The sequence below is a fragment of the Hydrogenophaga sp. RAC07 genome (assembly GCF_001713375.1).
Classification (GTDB): Bacteria; Pseudomonadota; Gammaproteobacteria; order Burkholderiales; family Burkholderiaceae_C; genus Hydrogenophaga.
The window spans coordinates 17,566-39,706 of the sequence record NZ_CP016449.1 but is presented as its reverse complement, the minus strand read 5'-3'; the positions used below and the strand labels follow the sequence as shown (position 1 = coordinate 39,706).

The 22,141-nt window shown below is 66.8% G+C and carries 17 protein-coding genes; 7 read left to right on the top strand and 10 right to left on the bottom strand.

Going from position 1 to position 22,141, the window contains the following annotated elements:
- The first annotated feature begins 103 nt into the window (after positions 1–103).
- Positions 104–1,162, top strand: coding sequence for an ornithine cyclodeaminase (locus BSY239_RS00145; RefSeq protein ID WP_156775381.1), 1,059 nt, complete (start codon positions 104–106; stop codon positions 1,160–1,162).
- Positions 1,163–1,172: 10 nt separating this feature from the next.
- Here the strand turns inward: BSY239_RS00145 and BSY239_RS00140 are convergent, their stop codons facing one another.
- Positions 1,173–2,057 carry a LysR substrate-binding domain-containing protein gene (locus BSY239_RS00140; protein ID WP_069045049.1) on the bottom strand — a complete coding sequence of 295 codons (885 nt, stop codon included), beginning with the start codon at positions 2,055–2,057 and terminating at the stop codon, positions 1,173–1,175.
- A 109-nt stretch (positions 2,058–2,166) separates the two neighbouring features.
- Between BSY239_RS00140 and BSY239_RS00135 the strand changes: the two genes are divergently transcribed.
- A complete protein-coding gene (locus BSY239_RS00135; RefSeq protein ID WP_069045048.1) occupies positions 2,167–3,033 on the top strand; it encodes a class II aldolase/adducin family protein in 867 nt (288 codons plus the stop codon).
- A 22-nt stretch (positions 3,034–3,055) separates the two neighbouring features.
- On the opposite strand, the gene BSY239_RS00130 is transcribed toward BSY239_RS00135, so the two are convergent.
- On the bottom strand, positions 3,056–3,607 hold the full coding sequence (locus tag BSY239_RS00130) for a hypothetical protein (protein ID WP_069045047.1): 552 nt from the start codon (positions 3,605–3,607) through the stop codon (positions 3,056–3,058).
- A 186-nt stretch (positions 3,608–3,793) separates the two neighbouring features.
- Here BSY239_RS00130 and BSY239_RS00125 point away from each other — a divergent pair, with 186 nt between their 5' ends.
- Together BSY239_RS00125 and BSY239_RS00120 are read left to right on the top strand one after the other, a co-directional pair.
- On the top strand, positions 3,794–5,050 hold the full coding sequence (locus BSY239_RS00125; protein ID WP_069045046.1) for an MFS transporter: 1,257 nt from the start codon (positions 3,794–3,796) through the stop codon (positions 5,048–5,050).
- Positions 5,051–5,201: 151 nt separating this feature from the next.
- Positions 5,202–6,740 carry a methyl-accepting chemotaxis protein gene (locus BSY239_RS00120; RefSeq protein WP_069048674.1) on the top strand — a complete coding sequence of 513 codons (1,539 nt, stop codon included), beginning with the start codon at positions 5,202–5,204 and terminating at the stop codon, positions 6,738–6,740.
- Positions 6,741–6,763: 23 nt separating this feature from the next.
- Here the strand turns inward: BSY239_RS00120 and BSY239_RS00115 are convergent, their stop codons facing one another.
- The 3 genes from BSY239_RS00115 to BSY239_RS00105 form a co-directional block, all read right to left on the bottom strand.
- Positions 6,764–7,762, bottom strand: a complete 999-nt coding sequence (locus BSY239_RS00115) for a 3'-5' exonuclease (protein WP_083239720.1) — start codon at positions 7,760–7,762, stop codon at positions 6,764–6,766.
- A 148-nt stretch (positions 7,763–7,910) separates the two neighbouring features.
- Entirely contained in the window at positions 7,911–8,411 is a 501-nt protein-coding gene (locus tag BSY239_RS00110; protein ID WP_069045044.1) for a GlcG/HbpS family heme-binding protein, read from the bottom strand.
- A gap of 206 nt (positions 8,412–8,617) precedes the next feature.
- On the bottom strand, positions 8,618–8,899 hold the full coding sequence (locus BSY239_RS00105; RefSeq protein ID WP_069045043.1) for a DUF2934 domain-containing protein: 282 nt from the start codon (positions 8,897–8,899) through the stop codon (positions 8,618–8,620).
- 427 nt (positions 8,900–9,326) lie between these two features.
- On the opposite strand from BSY239_RS00105, the gene BSY239_RS00100 reads away from it, so the two are divergent.
- The 3 genes from BSY239_RS00100 (at position 9,327) to BSY239_RS00090 (ending at position 13,330) form a co-directional block, all read left to right on the top strand.
- On the top strand, positions 9,327–10,814 hold the full coding sequence (locus tag BSY239_RS00100) for an NfeD family protein (protein ID WP_083240134.1): 1,488 nt from the start codon (positions 9,327–9,329) through the stop codon (positions 10,812–10,814).
- The gene (locus BSY239_RS00095; RefSeq protein WP_069045042.1) at positions 10,811–11,635 is read left to right on the top strand and encodes a slipin family protein; all 825 of its coding nucleotides are present in this window, start codon (positions 10,811–10,813) and stop codon (positions 11,633–11,635) included. The genes BSY239_RS00100 and BSY239_RS00095 overlap by 4 nt, the downstream gene beginning before the upstream one ends.
- A gap of 351 nt (positions 11,636–11,986) precedes the next feature.
- Complete coding sequence (locus tag BSY239_RS00090; RefSeq protein ID WP_069045041.1) at positions 11,987–13,330, top strand: YihY/virulence factor BrkB family protein; 1,344 nt, start codon at positions 11,987–11,989, stop codon at positions 13,328–13,330.
- A 41-nt stretch (positions 13,331–13,371) separates the two neighbouring features.
- Here BSY239_RS00090 and BSY239_RS00085 read toward each other — a convergent pair whose 3' ends face one another.
- Genes BSY239_RS00085 through BSY239_RS00065 form a run of 5 tightly spaced genes read right to left on the bottom strand, consistent with a single transcriptional unit; the run spans position 13,372 to position 22,141 of the window.
- Positions 13,372–14,550, bottom strand: coding sequence for an amylo-alpha-1,6-glucosidase (locus BSY239_RS00085; RefSeq protein WP_069045040.1), 1,179 nt, complete (start codon positions 14,548–14,550; stop codon positions 13,372–13,374).
- Positions 14,534–17,491: a malto-oligosyltrehalose synthase gene (gene treY / locus BSY239_RS00080; RefSeq protein ID WP_069045039.1), complete on the bottom strand. Its 2,958-nt coding sequence runs from the start codon at positions 17,489–17,491 to the stop codon at positions 14,534–14,536. Before treY ends, BSY239_RS00085 begins: the two co-directional genes overlap by 17 nt.
- Entirely contained in the window at positions 17,488–19,323 is a 1,836-nt protein-coding gene (treZ, locus tag BSY239_RS00075) for a malto-oligosyltrehalose trehalohydrolase (protein ID WP_069045038.1), read from the bottom strand. Before treZ ends, treY begins: the two co-directional genes overlap by 4 nt.
- Positions 19,320–21,461, bottom strand: a complete 2,142-nt coding sequence (gene glgX, locus BSY239_RS00070; RefSeq protein WP_069045037.1) for a glycogen debranching protein GlgX — start codon at positions 21,459–21,461, stop codon at positions 19,320–19,322. Before glgX ends, treZ begins: the two co-directional genes overlap by 4 nt.
- Positions 21,461–22,141 carry a mechanosensitive ion channel family protein gene (locus BSY239_RS00065; protein ID WP_069045036.1) on the bottom strand — a complete coding sequence of 227 codons (681 nt, stop codon included), beginning with the start codon at positions 22,139–22,141 and terminating at the stop codon, positions 21,461–21,463. Before BSY239_RS00065 ends, glgX begins: the two co-directional genes overlap by 1 nt.

Genomic DNA, 22,141 nt, shown 5'->3' with positions numbered 1-22,141 from the left:
GGGCTGCCGTTTTGCCGCATTTTCTCAGCATATGGCAAGTTTTTGCCGATTCACATTGCCACGGGGCTGCGGGACACTGCTGCTCATGACTTCGAGCAACACCATGAACCCCGCCAACACCCTCTTTCTGAGCGCGCCCACCGCCGCCGACCTCATCAACCGCCACGGCATCCCGCAGACCCTGCGCGGCATGCGCGATGCCATCGCCGAAGACTTCGCGCGCTGGGCCGATTTCGACAAATCGGCGCGCGTGGCCAACCACAGCACCCATGGCGTGATCGAACTCATGCCCATCGCCGACGACACGCTCTACAGCTTCAAGTACGTCAACGGCCACCCCAAGAACACCCGCCTGGGCCTGTCCACCGTGATGGCCTTCGGCGTGCTCGCCGACGTCGCCACCGGCACGCCGCTGCTGCTGTCCGAACTCACGCTCACCACCGCGCTGCGCACCGCCGCCACCTCGGCCCTGGCCGCGCAAACCCTGGCCCGGCCCGACAGCCGCGTGATGGCACTCATCGGCAACGGCGCACAAAGCGAATTCCAGGCCCTGGCCTTCCAGCATCTGGTGGGCATCACCACGCTGCGCGTGTTCGACGTGGACCGCGCCGCCACCGCCAAGCTGGTGGCCAACCTGGCCGGCAGCGGCCTGGACATCGTGGTCTGCGAGAGCACGGCAGAAGCCGTGCGCGGCGCCGACATCGTCACCACCATCACGGCCGACAAGACCAACGCCACCATCGTCACGCCCGACATGCTGGCGCCCGGCATGCACATCAACGGCGTGGGCGGCGACTGCCCCGGCAAGACCGAACTGCACGCCGAGGTGCTGCGGCGCGCCAGCGTGTTCGTGGAATACACGCCGCAAACGCGGGTGGAAGGCGACATCCAGCAGATGCCGGCCGACTTTGCGGTGACCGAGCTGCACGATGCGCTGGCCGGCCGTGCACCGGGCCGGACCCACGCGGAGCAGATCACCGTGTTCGACTCCGTGGGTTTCGCGCTGGAAGACTATTCGGCGCTGCGCTTCATGCACGGCCTGGCGATCGCGCAGGGCATGGGCACCACGGTGTCGCTGATCCCCGATCTGGCGGACCCGAAGAACCTGTTTGCGGCGTTGCGCCCGCCGGTGGTTGCGGCTGCGTTGCGCCTGGTGGCCTGAGGCTCCGGCCTCAAGCCACCTGCACCTGCACCCACCGCACAAACGCCACCACCGGCGCACGCCCCCGGTCAGCGGTGCGCACGGTGAGAAAGTGCACCGGCCGCACGATCTTCTGCAGGCTGCGTTCGCCCAGCACCACCAGGTCGCCGCGCTCGATTTCGCGCGCCGCCAGGCGGGTGCTTTCCAGCGCCACACCCATGCCGTCAACCGCAGCCGCAATCGCCATGGCCGCGCGGTCGAACGAGGGGCGGGGGCGCTGGGGCAGCGACAGGCCGTTGAGCTCGAACCACTCGGCCCAGCCCACCGGGCTGAGTTGCGAGTCGATCAGCGCCAGCCGCTGAATCGCCTGGGCCGGGCGCTCCTTGGTCAGCAACAGCGCGGGTGACACCAGCGGCGCGATGCGTTCGTCTCCCAGCGAGATCACATCCAGCCCGGGTTTGTGGCGCGCTGCACCATAAGAAAGCGCCACGTCGATGTCACGCACCACGCCCAGGTCCACCGGGTCGGCGCCGGTGGTCAGGCGGATGTTGATGGCCGGGTGCTGCGCCACGAACGCAGGCAGGTGGGGGCCGAGCCACTTGAGCGCGAGACTCGGCGCGCAGTGCACCGCCAGCACCTCGTCGTGTGTGGGCAGCTGCACCTCGGCGCAGGTGGCCTCCAGCGCGTCGAACAAGCGGCCCAGGCTCTCGAACAAACGCCGCCCTTCCTGCGTGGTCTGCACCTGGCGATGCCGGCGCTCGAACAGCGCGCGGCCGAAGTGCCGCTCCAGGTCGCGGATCTGGTGGCTGATCGCCGAGGCGGTGAGGTGCAGTTCCTGCGCGGCCAGCGCAAAGCTCTGCAGGCGCGCGGCGGCCTCGAAGGTGCGCAGCCGGGCCAGCGGTGGAAGATTTCTCATGCAAGCGGCTTTCAGATGAATCTACCTCATGTTTCCATGAGCATTCATCGTTTGTCAATGCGCGCGCCTGGGCCGACCATCACGGCTCAACACCACCCGAGGAGACACCATGTCCGCCGTTCTCGAAAAACTCTCAGCGCTGGGTCAGAAGGAATACCGCCACGATCCGCTGACCGATCCCAAGGTCTCGATCTACCAGCCCGACCAGCCCGGCCTGATCTACCCCGGCATCCCCACGTTCGACAACGTGGCGCAGGAGCGTCAGTACCTGAAAGAGCGTCTGGCGGGCGCGTGCCGCGCGTTTGCGCGCCAGGGCTTCGACTACGGTTTTGCCGGCCACCTGACCATCCGCGATCCGGAGCACCCGCACCTGTACTGGACCAACCCGATGGCGGTGCATTTCGCTCAAGTGAAGGTGTCCAACCTGATCGTGGTGGACCACCAGGGCCAGGTGGTGGAAGGCCGCCACGCGGTGAACCGCGCCGGTTTCGTGTTGCACGCGGCGGTGCACGAGGCACACCCCGACATCATTGCCATGTGCCACGCGCACACGGTTTATGGCACGGCGTTCGCGTCGCTCGGCCAGCCGCTGCTGCCGATCTCGCAGGACGCGGCCGCCTTCTTTGAAGACCACGTGGTCATTGGCGACGAGGCCGGCCAGGTGGCGGTGGAAGTGAAGGCCGGTCTGAAGGTGGCCGACTGGTTCAAGGGCGTCAAAGCCGCGATCCACCAGAACCACGGCCTGTTCACCGCGAGCCGCCACAGCATCGAAGCCGCGGCGTTCTGGTTCATTGCGCTGGAGCGCTGCTGCCAGCAGCAGCTGGCCGTGATGGCCACCGGCGCCACGCCGCGCCTGGTGCCCGCCGAGCGCGCACGCTACAGCCGCGAGCACGTGGGCAGCGAGTACATCGGCTGGCTGCACTTCCAGACCATCTGGAACGACCTGGTGCGCAGCGAGCCCGACCTGTTCGACTGAAGCAGGCCGGGCGGGTCAGCGATCAGCGCTGGCCGTGGGCGTTCTTGGCGGCCTGGACACAGGCCGTCTTGGCGTCACCGCTCAAGGTGTCGCACTTTTCGGCAGCGGCCTTGTATTTGGCTTCGTTGACGTCTTCCTTGGCTTCGGCACGGTCTTCGGCCGAAGCCTTCGGGCTTTTGGCGGCGGCGATGGCGGCCACGTGCGCGGCTTTGGCTTCCTTGTTGCACACGTCCTTGGCGTTGCCGCTGAGGTCGTCGCAGCGCTCCTTGGCCACCTCAAAGGCGCCATCGGCCTTGACGGTCTGCACCTTCATGGCATCTGCGGGCTTGCCGCTGGCGCTGAACTCCAGCTCGGCGCGTGCGTTCTTCTCGGCGGCTTCGGCCTCTTCTTCACAGATGTCCTTGGCGTTGGCCTTGAGGCTGTCGCACGCGGCCTTGGCCGCCTTGTAGTCCGCACTGATGGTGGTCTTGGCGGCGGCGTATTCGGCCTTGGTGGGTGCAGCGGCTTGGGCGGCCAGCGGGCTCAGGAGCAGAGCGCTGATGAGCAAGGCGGTGCGGGTCAGGGTGGGTTTCATGAGGAGTCCTTGTCGGTGTTGTCGAAAGTGCGGTGGAGCGGCGCCGGGGCCGCTGATAGGGACCACACGCCGAGCATCGACCAGCCCGCGCAGGGGGTCTGTACGCCGTCGAACGGACACGATGGATGCCGCTACAGAAACGCGTGTGACAAACGCGCTTCGTGAGCCGGCGTAGCATCTCCCGCCATGCCCCACACACCCGCCGACCCCAGCCTGATCGACTCGCGCGTGGCCGTGCGCCGCCTGCTCACCACGCTGGCGCTGGTGACGCTGGGCAACAGCGGCATGTATGTGGTGGCGGTGGTGCTGCCGGCGGTGCAGGCCGAGTTCGGCGTGGGCCGGGCCGATGCGTCACTGCCCTACACGCTGATGATGGTGTGCCTGGGCATCGGGGGACTGTTCACCGGCAAGCTGGCCGATCGCCACGGCATCACGCCGGTGCTGCGCGTGGGCGCGGTGGCGGTGGCGGGCGGTTTCATCTGGGCGGCCAACTCGGGCAGCATCTGGACTTTTGGTCTCGCGCACGGGCTGCTGCTGGGCATGCTGGGCAGCTCGTCCACATTTGCGCCGTTGTTGGCCGACACCGCGCTGTGGTGGAACAAGCGCCGCGGCATGGCGGTGGCCATCGCCGCCAGCGGCAACTACGTGGCCGGCACCGTGTGGCCACCGCTGGTGCAGTGGGGCATCGAGTCCATCGGCTGGCGCCAGACCTACGTGATCCTCGGTGTGGTGTGCGGCGTCGGCATCTTTCTGCTGGCCAACCTGATGCGCCAGCGCCCGCCGCTGGTGGTGACCGCGCCGGTGAGCGCGGGCGAGGTGGTGCCCGACACCAGCCGGCCGTTCGGCTTGAGCCCCAACCACGCGATGGCCCTGCTGTGTGTGGCCGGTGTGGGCTGCTGCGTGGCCATGTCGATGCCGCAGGTCCACATCGTGGCCTATTGCACCGACCTCGGCTATGGCGCCGCACGCGGGGCCGAGATGCTCTCACTGATGCTGTTTTGCGGCATTGCCAGCCGGCTCATCTCGGGCTGGATCTGCGACCGCATCGGCGGTATCCGCACGTTGCTGCTGGGCTCGGCGCTGCAGTGCGTGGCGCTGCTGTTGTTCATCCCGTTCGACGGGCTGGTGTCGCTCTACCTCATCGCCGCGCTGTTCGGGCTGTTCCAGGGCGGCATCGTGCCGTCGTACGCCATCATCGTGCGCGAGTACTTCCCGCCCAAGGAAGCCGGCGCGCGCGTGGGTGCGGTGATCATGGCCACGCTGGTGGGCATGGCGCTGGGTGGCTGGATGTCGGGCTGGGTGTACGACCTGACCGGCAGCTACGACGCCGCCTTCCTGAACGGCATCGCCTTCAACCTGCTCAACATGAGCATCGCGCTGTGGCTTTACTTCCGGGTGCGGCGCATCGGACGCGCGGGGCTGGCGGGCAGCCCGGCGGCCTGAAGGCCGGGGCTCGGCCAGAGAAGCGCCGTTTTCCGGGCCCTTTTCACATTTCAGGCGGCTGCAGCGGCGGACGATATGCAGAGGTAGGCCATCCTGCCGTCCGATTTCAATTCCGCCTGCGCCGGCAACGGCCCAGGCGGGAGTGCCCCCCATGAAGCTCTCACTCAAACTCCCACTGGCTTTTGCCGCCACGCTCGCCCTGGTCATCGCTGCGGCGCTGTTCGGCATCCACAGCCTCAACCAGTCCATCAAGACTTTCGAAACAGACGTTCACGACAGCCACGAGAATGCCGCCGCCGCGAGCCACCTGCTGAGCCAGTTCAAGACCCAGGTGCAGGAGTGGAAAAACACCCTGCTGCGCGGCAAGGACCCGGAAAAGCTCGACCGTTACTGGACAGCCTTCAACAAGATCGAAGGGGAGATGGCGGACGCATCGAAACGGCTGGTGCAGAACCTCCCCAACGGCGAATCGCAAGACCTGGTGAAACAGTTTGCCGCCGCCCACCTCACCATGGGGCAGAACTACCGCACCGCGTTCGAGTCGTTCAAGTCCTCGGGCTTTGACCACGCGGTGGGCGACAAGGCGGTGAGCGGCATGGACCGCGAACCCGCGCGCCCGCTGGATGCGGCCGTGAAAAAAATCGCCGACGACAGCGCGACCCTGGCGCAAGCAGCCGAGGCCAGCGCCGCCCGCGCCACCACCATCAGCCTGGCGCTCATGGCACTGGTGTGCGGGATCGCCATCACCGGCGGTGTGCTGTTCAGCCGCAGCATCACGCGACCGATCGACCGCGCCGTGCATCTGGCACGCCAGGTGGCAGAAGGTGACCTCACCGCGCAGGTGGACACCCGGGGCTCGGACGAGATTGCGCAATTGCTGCAGGCCATGCAATCCATGCAGGGCAAGCTCTCGGCGGTGGTGCGCGTGGTGCGCGAGAACTCCGAGAGCGTGGCCACCGCCAGCGCACAGATTGCACAAGGCAACCACGACCTGAGCGCACGCACCGAACAGCAAGCCTCGGCGCTGCAGGAGACCGCGGCGTCGATGGAAGAGCTGAGCTCCACCGTGCGACAGAACGCCGACAACGCCCGCCAGGCCAACCAGCTCGCTCAGGGCGCCAGCGAATTCGCCACCAAGGGCGGCGACGTGGTGGGCCAGGTGGTGCAGACCATGAAGGGCATCAACGACAGCAGCAAGAAGATCGCCGACATCATCGGCGTGATCGACGGCATCTCGTTCCAGACCAACATCCTCGCGCTCAACGCCGCGGTGGAAGCGGCCCGCGCGGGAGAACAAGGCCGCGGATTTGCGGTGGTGGCCGGCGAGGTGCGCAACCTCGCGCAGCGCAGCGCCGAAGCGGCCAAGGAAATCAAACGCCTCATCGGCGACAGCGTGGAGCGCGTCGAACAGGGCAGCGTGCAGGTCGACGAAGCCGGCCAGCGCATGGCAGAGATCGTGGGCTCCATCCGCCAGGTCACCGACATCATGGGCGAGATCAGCGCCGCATCCACAGAACAGAGCGACGGCGTGGCGCAAGTGGGCAACGCCGTCACCCAGATGGACCAGGCCACGCAGCAGAACGCCGCGCTGGTGGAAGAAAGCGCGGCCGCTGCGTCGAGCTTGAAGACCCAGGCGCAGCAGCTGGTGGAGGCGGTCGCGATCTTCCGGCTCGCCAACTCGGCGCGCTGAGGCGATCCCGCGCCACGCCCTGTCTAGAGCGCCTGCTGTGTGAGCGTGCCGGGCCGGGCCGAGTAACGCACCCGGCTGTCCAGAGCCTCGATGTCCACCCGCGCGCTGCGTCGGCCGTAGACCTCGGCTTTCAACCAGGCCAGTTCTTCTTCCAGACGCTGCGGGTCGACGAGCGTGCAAAACCAGACCTTGGCCTCGGCGTCCCAGCGGTAGCCCCGGCCCTTGAGCAGGTCCTTCGATTCAAACGGTGAGCCGGTGGCGCGGAGTTTGAAACTCGGGCTGCTGGCCGCAGCGATCAGGTGCGACAGACCCGTGGTCGTGGTCTTGGCCACCGGTCGCGTCAACACATGGAGCAAGGCGTGGCAATCGACTTGCGCGCGGTGGGCGTCATAGAACCACCCGTGGTCTTGTGCCAGCGCGCTCAGCTTGGACGAGCCGGCGCCGGCCGCCTTCCAGTCGATGTCGGCGAATGAACAGGCCCAGGCCTTGTCGACAAACACCGGAAAACGCGATTCCACAAACGGGCGATCAAAGCCGGCGTTGTGCGCCACGATCAGGTCGGCGCGGGTCACCATGGTCGCGACCAGGGCGTCGTCCAGCCGTTGGCCTTGCACCATGTCGTCGCTGATGCCGGTCACCTCCCTGGCCACCGGGGGGATCGGCATGCCGGGGTCTTCGAACCCTTCCAGAATGTCCACCGGCCCGAACGGCACACCCGTGCTCGCGTCCACCTGCACCAGCAGCATGGCCAGCTCGATGATCTTGTCGGTCTGGTGCGACAGGCCTGTGGTTTCGGTGTCGAGCACCAGCACGTGCCGGATGTCGGGCTCGGCGGGCGCGGGACCAAAGTCGTGGACCGGAACCAGCCGCCGCAGCACGCGAAAGTCGGGGTCCTGGTCCAGGCGCTGCGCCATCTCGTGTGGCGTCAGCAGCTGCGCGGGAGCCGGTGGGGTGGGTGCGGGAGGAGGCGGTGGCGGTGGTTGAGGCGGCGGCGCGTCAAATACAAAACTGGACTGGGTCATGGGTGGAGCCTACCCGAGCCCAACGCAAGGCTGAAAGCTTGCCGCTGAGCACGCCCCATTCGAAGCCACCGCACGGACCCACAACCCCTGGCCCGAGCCCTTTCCCAGCGTCCGTGAGAGATCGACACCCGAAGCCTGGATGGCCAGGTCAGAACTCGAGCTTGTCGATGATGGCCTTGATGCCGGCGCGGGCACAGGCGTCGTCGGCCTCGCCGCCGGGCGCACCCGAGACACCAATGCCGCCATAGATCGAACCGCCAGCCTCGATCACCACGCCGCCGCCCACCGCCAGCATGCGGGGCGTGCTGCGGATGCCGCTCATGGGCTTGCCGGGCTGTGACTCGTTGGCCAGTTCCAGGGTGGAGGTGCGAAAGCTCGCCGCTGTCCAGGCCTTGTTGGTGGCCACGTCCACGGTGTGCGCGCCAGCGAAACGGTCGCGCAGGAACACCTGCGTCAGGCCCGAGCGGTCGACCACCGCCACGCCGACCTGAAAGCCCTGCGCGCGGCAGGAGGCCAGAGCGGCCTGGGCCGCGACCAGCGCTGTCTCCGGCGTGAGGGCCTTGATTTCGAAGCTGCTGGCCGGGGCCTTGGTCTGGGCCTGGGCGGCCAGCGGCAGGGCGAGGGTGAGGGCGATGAGGGTGTGGCGCATGGTCGGTCTCCTTCTGTTGGGGTGTGTTGTGGTGCCCGATGCCCACCGCGGTTCGGCCGGCATTGCCGGGAGTCGGCATGTAAGCTGAACCTCGCGGAAGCGGTGCCACATGCGCTGACCCGCGGCAACACAGTCGCCGCAGCCTTGCCTCACGGGCACCCCCTGGGCGGCATGGAAACTTCCGGAAACGAAACGCGCAACGTGCTTCAGTGTTCCGAAAGCGATCCGCCGGATGGGGCGCCCTGGTCTTCGCGGGCAACGGAAGCTTCTGCCGCGAGCCAGTCTTCCAGGTCGTGACCGTCCACGCAGCCGCGGGCCTCGTACAGCGCATAGGCCACTTCGTGAATGCGCTCCTCGCGCGAGGGTCCGGCCTGCGCGCTGCCAGGGCCGTCCGCACGGGCATGCCCGTCGCCCTGGGACACCACCGCCATCGGAGGCCGCTTGATCAATGCCTTCTTGCCAACCGCGCTGCCTGAGGTCTGCTTCATGTCTGTGCTCCTGTGAGTACACGTGTGTGTGTGGCACCTGAACTGCGGCTGCATGAATGCGGCCCAGGGTGCATGAGCAGACTAGTGAGTTGGGCGTCAAGCACGTTGAGCACGCTCAATCCGGACACCTGCCCCGGGCGCACACTGAAACGCATCACCGACCAGGTCAAGGGGCCCCGGGTGCAAGCCGGCACTGTGTGCACCCGACAGGTCGTCTTCATGGATGCCCGCAGCACGGTTGCCGATGCAGCCCATGCATGCCAACGACTTCTGGCTGGAAGCCGCATCGGCCTTCGAGCGCGCTACCGACCCTGGCACTGCCTTGAGCCGTGCTCGGTGATCCAGCTCATGGGCAAACGACTTCGGGAGCTGCATCTTGGAGAAACACAAGGCCCGCATCGATCGCTTTCTGAACGACTTGCGTTCAATGGGACACGCCAGCGAGCGTGGTGCGCCCCAGGGTGAAGCTCAGCGGCGCGAGGGTCGCGCAAGGGAGAAACCTGCCGGCCTGCCGAGCGTCTGGCTGCGCCTGGTTGCGGTCTTGCTGATCGGGTTCGCTGCGTTCGAAGCGCGTGCTGCGCCGGTGGTGGTGCTGCAGGTGAAGGACGCCATCGGCCCGGCAAGCGCCGACTATGTGATTCGCGGCATCGCCAAGGCAGCCGACGCGGGTGCACCGTTGGTGGTGATTCAACTCGACACACCAGGCGGCCTGGACATTTCGATGCGTCAGATCGTTCAGGCCATCCTCGCCTCACGAGTGCCGGTGGCGGTCTTCGTGAGCCCGGCAGGCGCGCGCGCCGCCAGTGCCGGCACCTACATCCTCTATGCGTCGCACATCGCTGCAATGGCACCCGCGACGACGCTGGGTGCGGCCACGCCCGTGGCGATCGGCCTGCCCGGCGCCGAGCGCAAGCCACCGGTTCAGGACAAGGGCGGCGAACCAACCGGATCCTCGAAGGACGATCCTGATCAAGGCGATCCCAGGCCTGCTTCAACGGCGCCGGCTGACGCCATGGCGGCCAAGCAGGTGCACGACGCCGCCGCCTTCATCCGCGGCTTGGCCCAGCAGCGCGGCCGCAATGCCGAGTGGGCCGAACGCGCCGTGCGAGAGGCGGTGAGCCTCACCGCCACCGAGGCGCTGAGCGCGAAGGTGGTGGACGTCGTCGCCGAGGACGTGGACGACCTGCTGGCCCGGATCGACGGCCGCCAGGTCCGTGTCCATGGAGCGGATCTGACACTGGCCACGCGGGGACTCACTCAACAAGCGATGCTGCCGGACTGGCGCCAACGGCTGCTTTCGGTGCTCGCGAATCCAAGCTTCGCGCTGATCCTGATGATGCTTGGCATCTACGGCCTCATGTTCGAGTTCTCCTCGCCGGGCTTCGGACTGCCTGGCACCGTGGGCACGATCTGCCTGCTGCTCGCGATGTTCGCGCTGCAGTTGCTGCCCGTCAATTACGCCGGTCTGGCGCTGATCATCCTTGGCCTCGCGTTGCTGGCAGCGGAGGTGGTGACGCCGACGCTCGGGGTGCTCGGTGCCGGCGGCGTGGTCGCCTTTGTCGCCGGGGGCCTGCTGCTGTTCGACCGCGACGTCCCGGGCCTGGGCCTTCCGCTGCCACTGATATTCGGCCTGGCGGCCAGTTCGACCGCGGTGGTGCTCTTTGCCGGAGGGATGGCTCTGCGCGCTCGACGGCGCCCGATCGTCAGCGGGTGCGAAGAGACGAAAGGCGCAGAAGGAATCGTGCTCGCGCGGGCCGACAGCGGAGCCTGGGTCCAGATTCATGGAGAGCGCTGGCGTGCAACCAGCACAGATCCTCTGCAACCAGGACAACGGGTGCGCGTCATCGGCTTGCAGGGGTTGACGCTTGAGGTGCAAACCGAGACAGGTCCAACCACACCAGGAGACGCAACATGATCTTCGACTTCAATTGGGGACTCGGTGGCGTGCTTTTGCCGCTGTTGGTTTTTCTTGCGGTCAGCTCTCTTCGCATCTTGCGCGAGTACCAGCGCGGCGTCGTGTTTCAACTGGGCCGCTTCTGGAAAGTCAAAGGTCCAGGGCTTGTCCTGGTGATCCCGGGTATCCAGCAGATGGTGCGCGTGGACCTGCGGGTGGTGACCATGGACGTCGAGCCACAAGACGTGATTTCACGAGACAACGTCTCGGTGAAGGTCAACGCCGTGGTGTTCTTTCGCGTCGTCGATCCGCAGAAGGCGATCATTCAAGTGGAGAACTACCTGATGGCGACCAGCCAGCTCGCCCAGACGACGTTGCGGGTCGTGCTTGGCAAGCACGAACTGGACGAGATGCTGGCCGAGCGCGAGCGTCTGAACATCGATGTGCAGCAGATCCTCGACGCGCAGACCGATGCCTGGGGCATCAAAGTCACCAATGTCGAGATCAAGCACATCGATCTGAATGAGTCGATGGTGCGGGCCATTGCGCGCCAGGCCGAAGCCGAACGCGAGCGGCGCGCCAAGGTGATCCACGCCGAAGGCGAAAAGCAGGCCTCGGCAGCGTTGCTGGAGGCGGCCCGAATGTTGGCCCAACAACCCGAGGCCATGCAGTTGCGTTACTTGCAGACCATGACCCAGGTGGCCGGCGATCGCGCCTCGACGGTCGTGTTGCCGCTGCCACTGGATCTGCTCGGTTCCCTGCAAGGCAGGGGACCGGTGCCGACACCACGCGGCACTGAGGTCGACACAACGAGCGGCGGCGCACCTCCACGCACGGCATGACCGAGAACGAACTTCCCGGAGAAGTTCGCCGATCGCGCACGACGCCCATCCCTGCCACACAAGTCGCGGCTCGACGATCTCCGTCGTGGGTGGCCACGGCGTTTTCCAGGGCAAGTCGGCCTTCATGGGTGGGTCGACATTTGAGGCGCAACCCGTGTTGTGCGGTGGATCACGGCGGCAGATGCAAATGGGACCGCCATGCACGCCGTCGGGTTCCGCAGATGCCGCTCTGCCGGGCATGAACGGCCCATGTGGAACTTTGCGTGGTCGACCTCCCTCGTGAGGTGATGCAAACATCTTGAATGGCGTGGTACGGTTTGAGGCCGTCACCGACCCCACGAAACAACGCATATGCCCCTGACCTCACTGAAGGACCGTGTCGAGACGCTGGTGTGGGCACCCGCCCGCACGACCGGCCTGGTGCGACTGGCGCGCACCGTGCTGATCCTGGGCCGGGACCTGGCTTTCGGGCAGCTCACGCTGCGCGCCATGGGCCTGGTCTACACCACGCTGTTGTCCATCGTGCCGCTGCTGGCGCTGAGCTTCTCGGTGCTCAAGGCGTTCGGCGTCACGAACCAGATTCAGCCGATGTTGCTGAACCTGCTTGAGCCCCTGGGAGAGAAAGGGGCCGATGTCGCGCTGCGCATCACGGGCTTCATCGAGAACATGAACGTGGGCGTGCTCGGCGCAGTCGGGCTGGCGCTTCTGCTGTACACGTCGATCTCGCTCATCCAGAAAATCGAGGAGTCGCTCAACTACATCTGGCACGCGCCACGCACACGCTCACTGGGCGAAAGGTTCACGCGTTACCTCACCGTGCTGATGGTCGGCCCGATCCTGGTGTTCGCCGCGCTGGGCGCCACCGCCACCGTGATGAGCATCGAACTGGTGCAGGGCCTCATGGCGGTGGACGTGATGAGCCAGGCGCTGCAGACGCTCAGCCGGCTGGTGCCGTATCTGCTGATCTCCGGGGCCTTCACCTTCATCTACCTGTTCATGCCCAACACGCGCGTGCGGCTGTGGCCAGCCCTGGTGGGTGGCGCCGTGGGTGGCATCGCCTGGCAAACAGCGGGCTGGGCATTTGCGGTCTTCATTGCCGGCTCGAACAACTACGCGGCCATCTACGCCAGCTTTGCGATCCTGATCCTCTTCATGATCTGGCTGTACCTGAGCTGGCTGGTGCTGCTGTTCGGCGCCAGCGTGGCCTTCTATGTGCAGCACCCGGAATACCTGTACCTGCGCGGCGGCGAGCCGCGCCTGAGCAACCGCATGCGCGAGCTGCTGGCGCTGTCGATCATGGAACTGGTCGCGATGCGCTTCATTCAAGGTGAGACCGCCCCTTCGCAGCAGGCATTCACCGAACACCTGAAGGTTCCGAGTCATGTGCTCATGGTGGTGCTCGACGAACTGGAGCGCAAGGCCATGGTGGTCGCCACAGCCGACGACCCGTGCCTCTACCTGCCGGCACGCGACCCGGCCCGCATCCTGCTGGTTGATGTGCTGCAGGCCGTTCGTGCCGCCGACGAAGATGGATTTCTGTCGCCCTCGGCCGTACCGACATCGGCCGCCGTGGACCGGCTGGTCACGCAGTTGCTGGAGGCGGCGGCCACGTCACTGGGCGGCATGAGCTTGCACGATCTGGTGGTGCAAGGCGGTGCCGCATCTGCCTTGCCGTCACCGGCAGCACCAGTGTGAGCCGAAGCTGTCTGCGCGGCTGGCGCACCAGCGCTGGCTGATCAGCCCGGGTCCTCGACAGCGCGGCGGGCGAGCAGAAAGGTGGCCGCGTTCCAGCTCTGCCCGGCCATGCCCATGGGCTTGAGCGTGCGGCCGTGAAACCACTCGGTGAAGCGCCAGTTGTCCAGCGCGTTCGTGTGGGCGAGCCGCACCAGTGCCGATCTCGCCTGCTCGTGCATGCCGACCCGTGCCAGCGCCATCACCCAGTAGCCCCCCACAAAGGGCCAGATGCCGCCGTTGTGGTACTGGTGCACGCTGTTCTGCTGGTGCCGCGCCATGTAGGGCCGCCAGAGTTCGTGCTGGCGTGACAGCGGGTGCAGAACGACCCGCACCGGGTAGGGCTCGGCGGCGTGCGCCCGGTCAATGGTCTGAACAATCCGGTGGCTTTTGGCGGTGTCGGCAAGACCGTTCAACACGGCCATGAGGTTGCCGAACACATCTCCTTCGTGGCCGGCCACCGCCAGGTTGACAAAGCTGAGGTACAGGCCGGTGTCGCGCCGGCCGCGGCGTGCATAGTGGCGCAACAACCGCGCCCGGTGGTACTCGGGCAGGTCGCGCTGGAACGGGTCGAAGAGGTGGTTGAAGTGGTGGTGCGTGGCCTCGATGTCCGCCAGACCGTAGCGCCGTTTGACCTCGAACCACAGCGCATTGGTGTAGAGCACGTAGCCCGACCTCGGCATGATGTCGGCCCAGTCACTGGCCTCGTTCTGCTGCAGCAGCCTGAAGCGCTGGTGCTCCTGCGCCAGCAGCCAGGCGATGGCACGATCGACGCCGGCTTGCCAGCGATCCGGGCTCACCCGACCCGCGCGGCGCACGTGGTCCACCGCAATCAGCCACCACAAGGTCGCATCGATACAGCCGAGGTACCAGAAGTCCGCGTCTTGCCCCTGCGGGTCGACGTACTTGGGAATCTGGCCATTGAGCGCCTGCTGCGCCACCAGCGCATCGAGGCTGGCCACCGCCCCCACCTCGAGGGATTCGACACCGCTGCCACACATGGCCATCACGCAGATGGCCGCGTCGCGCCCGAAGATGCGGGTGTAGCGGCGCGCCTCGGCCGCTTCCGTCAAGCTGGCCGCAAGGATGCCCTGAGGCGTCAGGTTGGCCTGCAGCAGTTTCAGCGCGGCTTCGGTGCAGGCTTCGATCAGCGGCAGGTCGGTCGCGTCAGGTTGGGGTGTCATGGCTTCCAGCGTCGGCGCTGAAGAGCACCGCTACTGGAAATTCTCGCAGCACCTCGGCCAGCGGCAGCGTCTCCCTGTGTGTTCCGTGGCGCTGGCCGCTCACTGCGTCGGTGAGCAACGGTTCCGCGCAGTCCGGCATGGCGCCTTCCGGCCACACGATCGCTGTGTCGCCCCAGCAGTCACCCAGCGGTGCGGTGCCCACCGGCAGCCCGAAGGCGGCGCTCAGGCGCGTGCCCACCACCACCACCCACGAACGCCCATGCCGGCGTGCAAATGCGATCACGTTGGCGCTGCGTTCGCCACGCACTTCCAGCGGCACATAGGTCGCGTGCCTCAGCATGTGGATACGGTCCCGCCGAAGCTGCAGCGCCTGCCAGGTGACCCAGAACTTGGCCCGGCCATCGCCCGCATGGGCCAGCAGTTCGCCCAGCGCTGCAGACCGGTCGGGCATGGCCGCGATGGAGCGTGCCTCGGTGAGCATCTCGCGCCGTAGGGCGAAGTCGACGGGGCGCCGGTTGTCCGGGTCGACCAGCGACAACTGGATCGATTCGTGCCCCTGGTAGAAGTCCGGCACGCCCGGCGACAGCGTTTTGACCACCGCCATGGTCAGACCATTGAGCGCGCCGTGCCAACCGATGACGGCCGTGTTGCCCTGCACGTCGTCGAGAAACAGGTTGCGCTCACGACGCCCCAGCAAGGCGTGCACGAAGGAACTCAAAGCGCCTTCGTAGGCCAGGTTGGGGTTCATCCAGCTGGTCACCGCCTTGGACTCGCGGGCCGACTTGAGCATCGCCTGCTCGACCCGCCCGGCGTAGTGGGCAAGCCCGGCATCGTCGAGCTCGCCCACCGGCAGGCTGCCCACGATCAACTGGTACAGCAGGTACTCGTCGTTGCGCGTCGGCGCGCGCTCACCGTCCACGGTGCGCTTGTGGCTGCGGTTCAACCGGCTCCAGCGCCGCACCGTCAAGCGCCACGCGGCAGGCATCTCGCTGATGACGTCGATGCGCATGCGCACGTCTTCCGAGCGCTTGGCGTCGTGGGTCGAGCTCGCCAGCATCGTGTCCGGCCAGCGCGTCGAGCGGTCCAGGCTGGCCGCATGGAAGGCATCGATCGACATGCCGAAGGCGTCGGGGTCTCCCCCCACATCGTTCACCGACACCAGCCGGTGGTGGCGGTACAACGCCGTGTCTTCAATGCCCTTGGCCGCCACCGGCGCCGTGTACTGCTGGAGCCGGCGCGCAAACTCCCGGTAGCGAACGCCCAGACCGACCGGAGCGCCGGTCAGGGGGCGACCGATCAGCACACGGCGCAAAAAGTCGAACACGCCGGGTGCCGCCGCGAGACTGCGGCGGCGCGCGCGGCCAATCGCCCAGTCGACGAACTTGCGGTCCTGTGCGCTCGGCTTGTGCAGCATGTAAGTGCGGTAAACCGGGAACGACGCCACCACCTCGGCCAGTGCCTGCCGCAACGAGTTCAGCGTGAAGTCGCGCGTGCGGCGGTCTTCTCGGGCCAGGCGCAGCAACGACGCGCTGAGCACCGTGAGCTCGCCGGCCAGCGTTCCTTCCATCACGACGTGGCGGCATTGCCAGGCCAGCGTGTCGAAGTCCACAGCCTCCTCGCCCACGAACGAACGCCACACGCGGTCCAGCCGGGTCTTCGCGGCACCGTCGATCATCAGTCCGTTGATCACGTTGGCGAAGCGGTAGCCGGTGGTGCCGTGCACCGCCCAGTCGTCGGGTACCGCTTCGTGCGGAGCAACGATCTTCTCGATCACCACGTACAGAGGCAGATCCGCAGCGCCATCTCCGCGCCGCCCGGTCGGTGCGGGCAGGCCCGCCATCTCGGCATACCGCAGTTGCAGGCGTTCGAAGTAGCCCGCCGGGTCGGCCATGCCGTCGGGGTGGTCCACCCGCAGGCCGTCGATGGCGCCGCTGACGGCCAGCTCCAGCAGCAGGCGGTGTGTCGCCTCGAAGACCTCGGGGCGCTCCATGCGCAGCGCGGCGAGTTCGTTGATGTCGAAGAAGCGGCGGTAGTTGATCTCGTCGGCCGCGATGCGCCAGTGGGCCAGCCGGTACGCCTGGGCATCGATGAGTGCGTCGAGGGCGTCGAAGCTGCTGCGGTCGCCCGGTCGGCCGTTCATCACGCCGACCACCTGATCGATCGCCGCCACCAGCGCGGGGAACTCGCGCACATGCTGCGCCAGCGCATCCTTCAGTCGCACGGTGTCCAGCTGGCGGCGTTGGCGGGCCGAAGCCTCGGTTTCGTTGCGCCCGGGCAACCGGTCGAACAAGGTCGCCAGGCTGGAGAGCCGGTTGACCCGCACGCCCGACATCGCCCCCGGCAACAAGGCGCGCTGCGCCAGCCTGAGCAGCGCTCCGTAACCACTCGGGTCGATCGGCAAACGGTGTTCGTGGTAAGCCACCGTGAATGCACCAGCCGCCGCATCGAAGGCCAGGCGAATGTCGCCCTTCTCCAGTTCCGCGCCGTACTGGTCGCCCAGCACCGGCAGCAGCACTTTGTCGCTCAACACCGGATCGGCATTGCGCCACGCAATGTCGAAGTGGTCGGCATACGCCGACGCCGCGCCGTTCTCCAGCACGTCGAGCCACCAGGCGTTGTCTCCGCTCAACACCCCCATGTGGTTGGGCACGATGTCGACCAGCAGGCCCATGCTTCGGGCGTGAAGGCTCTCCACCAGCTCGTCGAATTCGGCGCGCGTGCCCAGTTCGGGGTTCAGCATGCCGTGGTCGACCACGTCGTAACCGTGCTGGCTGCCGGCCCGCGCCCGCAGCGGCGGCGAGATGTAGAGGTGGCTGATGCCGAGATCGGCCAGGTAGGGCACGAGCGCCTTCGCATCGGTGAAGCGAAAGCCGCTGTGCAACTGCACGCGGTAGGTAGCGTGCGGCACGATCGCCTCTCGCCGCGGGGTGGGGTTTGTCATGGCGCCTCGATCGCGAACTGGACGGACCAGGGGGCCAGTCGCGCAGCGACCGGATGGCTGCGGTAAACGACGGAGCCGGGCAGTTCGATGTCCATGCCTGCAGGGCTTGCATGCGAAGCCAGCTGCGCCAGCAGATGCCAGCGATGGCCCGAAGCCAGCGGCCAGGTGATGCGCAGCGTGCCGGATGCATCCAGCGTCATGACGCCGCTGCGCGAGCCCTCCAGCCAGGGTGAGAGGTGCACATGCCGCCGCCGCAGCAGGTCGCTGTAAAGCGCGAGCCAGTCGGCGTGGGGCGTTCGGTCGCGCTCCTGCCAGTCGAGTTTGCTCTTTGCAAACGTGCTCTCGGCGTTCGGGTCGGGAATGGCGTCGCGGGCGCTCGGTTCGTTGAAGCGGGCGAAGCGGCCGAATTCCGCGCGCCGCCCGTTCGTCACGGCCTGCGCAAGCTCACCCTGGTAGTCACAGAAGTACAGGAACGGCGTGCTGGCCGCCCACTCCTCGCCCATGAACAGCATCGGCACCGACGGCGCCAGCAGCACGCAAGCCAGCATCGCGCGCAGCGCATCGCTGCGATCCGCCTGCGCCGCCAACGTGGCGATGCGCTCGCCGAACGCGCGGTTGCCCACCTGGTCGTGCGTCTGCAGCGAGTTGACGAAAGCCAGCGGTGACAGGTGCGCCGAAGGCGTGCCGCGCACCTCGCCGCCGCGGTAGGGCGACGGATCGCCCTGGAACGCAAAACCTTCGGCCAAGGCGCGGCCAAAGAGCCGCACCGGCTCGCCCGCGTAGTCGATGTAGTAGCCGTCGGTCTCGCCGGTGGCCATCACATGCACCGCGTGGTGCACGTCGTCGTTCCATTGCGCGTCGGCCAGCCGTGGCGCGCCGGCCGCGTCCCGGCCGAGGCGCGATGCATCGTTGAGGTCGTTCTCCAGCACCAGATGCACATGCCGCTCACGCCCGGGGCCAGCGCGCACGGCACCGACGAGTTCGTCGATGAAGTGCGGCGATCCGGTGTCGTGCATGGCGTGCACCGCGTCGATGCGCAGACCGTCGAGGTGGAACTCCTCGATCCAGTAGAGCGCGTTGTGGATGAAGAAGTCGCGCACCACGCGGCTGCCTGGGCCGTCGAGGTTGATGGCGGCGCCCCAGGGCGTGGCCACCTCGGGATTGAAGAAACCGGGTGCATAAGCGTTCAGGTGGTTGCCGTCGGGGCCGAAGTGGTTGTAGACCACATCCAGCAGCACCATCAGGCCCCGCTGGTGGGCCGCACACACCAGCCGCCTGAGGTCGTCCGGCGTGCCGTAGGCGGCTTTGGGGGCAAACGGCAGCACACCGTCGTAGCCCCAGCCGTGACGGCCCGCAAACTCGGCCACCGGCATCAGTTCGATGGCGGTGACGCCGAGCGCCACCAACGCGTCCAGCCGTTCGATCGCCGCCGCGAACGTCCCCTCGGGAGTGAAGCAGCCCAGGTGAAGTTCGTAGATCACCGCTTCATGCCATGGCCGACCCCGCCACGCGTCGTCGGTCCAGGCGAAAGCGCTCGGGTCGACCAGGGTGCTGGGTCCATGCACGCCGTTGCGGTTGCTGCGGGAGGCCGGATCGGGCACGACCACGCCGCCGTCGATGCTGAACGCGTAGTCGGTGCGGACCTGGGTGCGTGGCAGCTCAAGTTCGAACCAGCCGCCGTCCTGCACGTGCATCGGGAAGCTGCCCAGGTCCGGTCCTTCGCCGCTGCGAACCAGCACCACACGCGAGGCGGCCGGCGCCCACAGGCGAACCCGCGCGCCACCCTGCCCCGTCGGCTCCGCGCCGAAAGGCATGTTGTGCAATCGGTTCATGGCACCGCATTTCTCTTGAAGCGCACGAGCGCAAGCGAACGGGCGGCCAGCACGTACGGCTGGCCCGAGTCGAACGCCGTATCGGGTCGGTCGGCGCCGAACGAGGTGTCGATCAGCAACTCGCCCGTCGGCGCCACCAGGCCCGGGGGCAGCACAAACCGAACCTCGTTCGAGTCGGCGTTGAACATCACCACAAAGCTGTCGTCGCGCACGGCGCGGCCACGCCCATCGACCTCGTTGAGCCCGTCGCCCGACAGAAAAACGGCCAGGGCCCGGGCGTGGTCCTGCCCCCACTCCTGCTCACCCATCTCGGTGCCGTGTGGCTGCAGCCACACGATGTCGCGCACCGTGCTGCCATGCAGCGGGCGACCCTGGAAAAAGTCGCGTCGGCGGAACACGGGGTGCGCCGCACGCAGCGCCATCACCCGCTGGGTGAAAGCCAGCAGGGAGCGTTGGTCGTCGCTCGGGGTCCAGTCAAGCCAGCTGATGGCGTTGTCCTGGCAGTAAGCGTTGTTGTTGCCACGCTGGGTGCGCCCCATCTCGTCGCCGGCCAGCAACATGGGCACGCCCTGCGAGAGCAGCAGCGTGGTGATGAAGTTGCGCTGCTGGCGCGCCCGCAAGGCCCGCACGTCGACATCGTCGGTGGGACCCTCGACGCCGCAGTTCCACGACAGGTTGTGGCTGTGGCCGTCGCGGTTGTCTTCACCATTGGCTTCGTTGTGCTTGTCGTTGTAGCTCACAACGTCGGCGATGGTGAAACCATCGTGCGCAGCGATGAAGTTGATGCTCGCATAGGGCTTGCGGCTGCTGCGGTTGTAGAGGTCGCTCGATCCGGTGAGGCGCTGGGCAAACTCGCCGATCACGCCGCCCTCGCCCTTCCAGTACGCACGCATGGTGTCGCGGTACTTGTCGTTCCACTCGGCCCAGCCCACGGGGAAGTTGCCGACTTGATAGCCACCGGAGCCCAGGTCCCAGGGCTCGGCAATCAGCTTGACGCGCGACAGCACCGGGTCCTGGCGCAGGATGTCGAAGAACGCACTCAACCGGTCCACCGCATGCAGTTCGCGGGCGAGCGCCGAGGCCAGGTCAAAGCGGAAGCCGTCCACATGCATCTCCGTGACCCAGTAGCGCAGCGAGTCCATCAACAACTGCAACACACGCGGATGCTGCATGTTCAGCGTGTTGCCGCAGCCGGTGAAGTCCTGGTAGTGGCGCAGGCTGTCGTGAGCAAGGCGGTAGTAGGACGCGTTGTCGATGCCGCGAAAAGCCAGCGTGGGGCCGAGCTCGTTGCCTTCGGCCGTGTGGTTGTAGACCACGTCCAGAATGACCTCGATGCCGGCTTCGTGCATCGTCCGGACCATGGTCTTGAACTCGCTGACCTTGCCGCTGGCACTGTACCGGTGCTCGGGTGCGAAGTAGCCGATGGTGTTGTAGCCCCAATAGTTGCGCAGGCCCTTTTCAACCAGGTGGCGGTCGTCCAGAAAGGAGTGCACCGGCATCAGTTCGATGGTGGTCACGCCCAGGCGTTTGAAATGGTCGATCACGGGTGCGCAGGCCAGACCGGCGTAGGTGCCGCGAAGGGCGGGTGGCACATCGGGGTGCAGGCGTGTGAAGCCGGCCACATGGAGTTCATAGATCACCGTTTCATGCCAGGGCACGTTGGGCGGTCGGTCGTCGCCCCAGGTGAATGCCGATTCGATGACCTTGCAGCGCGGCAGGTACGGGGCACTGTCGCGACGGTCGAAAGACAGATCGGCTTGTGGGCTGCCGACCCGGTAGCCGAACAGCGCGTCGTGCCAGCGGATGGCGCCGACGATGTTGCGCGCGTACGGATCCAGCAGCAGTTTGTTTCCGTTGAAGCGATGACCGTCTTGCGGACGGTACGGTCCGTAAACCCGGTAGCCGTACAACAGACCTGGGCGCGCCTGGGGCAAGTAGCCGTGGAAAACCTGGTCGGTCTGCTCGCGCAGGGCCAGACGCGCAATCTCGTTGCGCCCGCTCGCGTCGAACAGGCACAACTCGACCCGCTCGGCCGACTCGGAGAACAGCGCGAAATTGACACCCATGCCATCCCAGGTCGCTCCCCGCGGATAAGGCTTGCCCGGCCACAGGGCATCAATGACGGCCGAGGCGGCCATCAGGCAGGGTCCCTCGGGTCGCGCGGGAACCAGCGCTCGATCAGCTGGGCAGCACGCTCACGGGCGCCGAGACCGAACGCCAGTGCCAACGCCAACACGACGCCGCCCAGGAGGATCAGGAAGGTGTGCTGGATCAGCCCACCACCGATCTCCAGGTGGTCCACCGCCAGCAGCAGCACGAAAACCATCACCGCGTAGCGCACGATGCGGCTCAGGATCTCGGCATCGCTGATGCCTGCGGCCTGGAAGTAGCGCTGCACCGCGTTGGCGATGAAGCGCGAAAAGTAACTGCCGAACACAACCACCAGCAAGGCCACCAGCAAGCGCGGCACGAACAACAGGACCTTGCCCAGCAAATCGGTCACCTGGGTCAGGCCCAGCGTGTTGAAGGCCACGATCAGCGAAGCGACCAGCACCAGCACGTAGGCGATGAGACCGAACCATTCGACGGTGTCCTTCTCGGTGCCTCCCTGCTTCAGAAAGCCGTCGATGCCGGCGCGCTCGGTCAGGATGTGAAAGTTGAAGGCCCGCAGCGTTTTCACGACCGCCATGCGCAAGCCCTTGGCCAGCAGCCAGCCGACCACAATCACCGCGAGGGCCACCCCCAGGCGCGGCAGGAAGTTGCCTATTTCAAGCAGTATCCCGCGCAGCGGGACCAGCATCACGTCAATGTTTTCCAT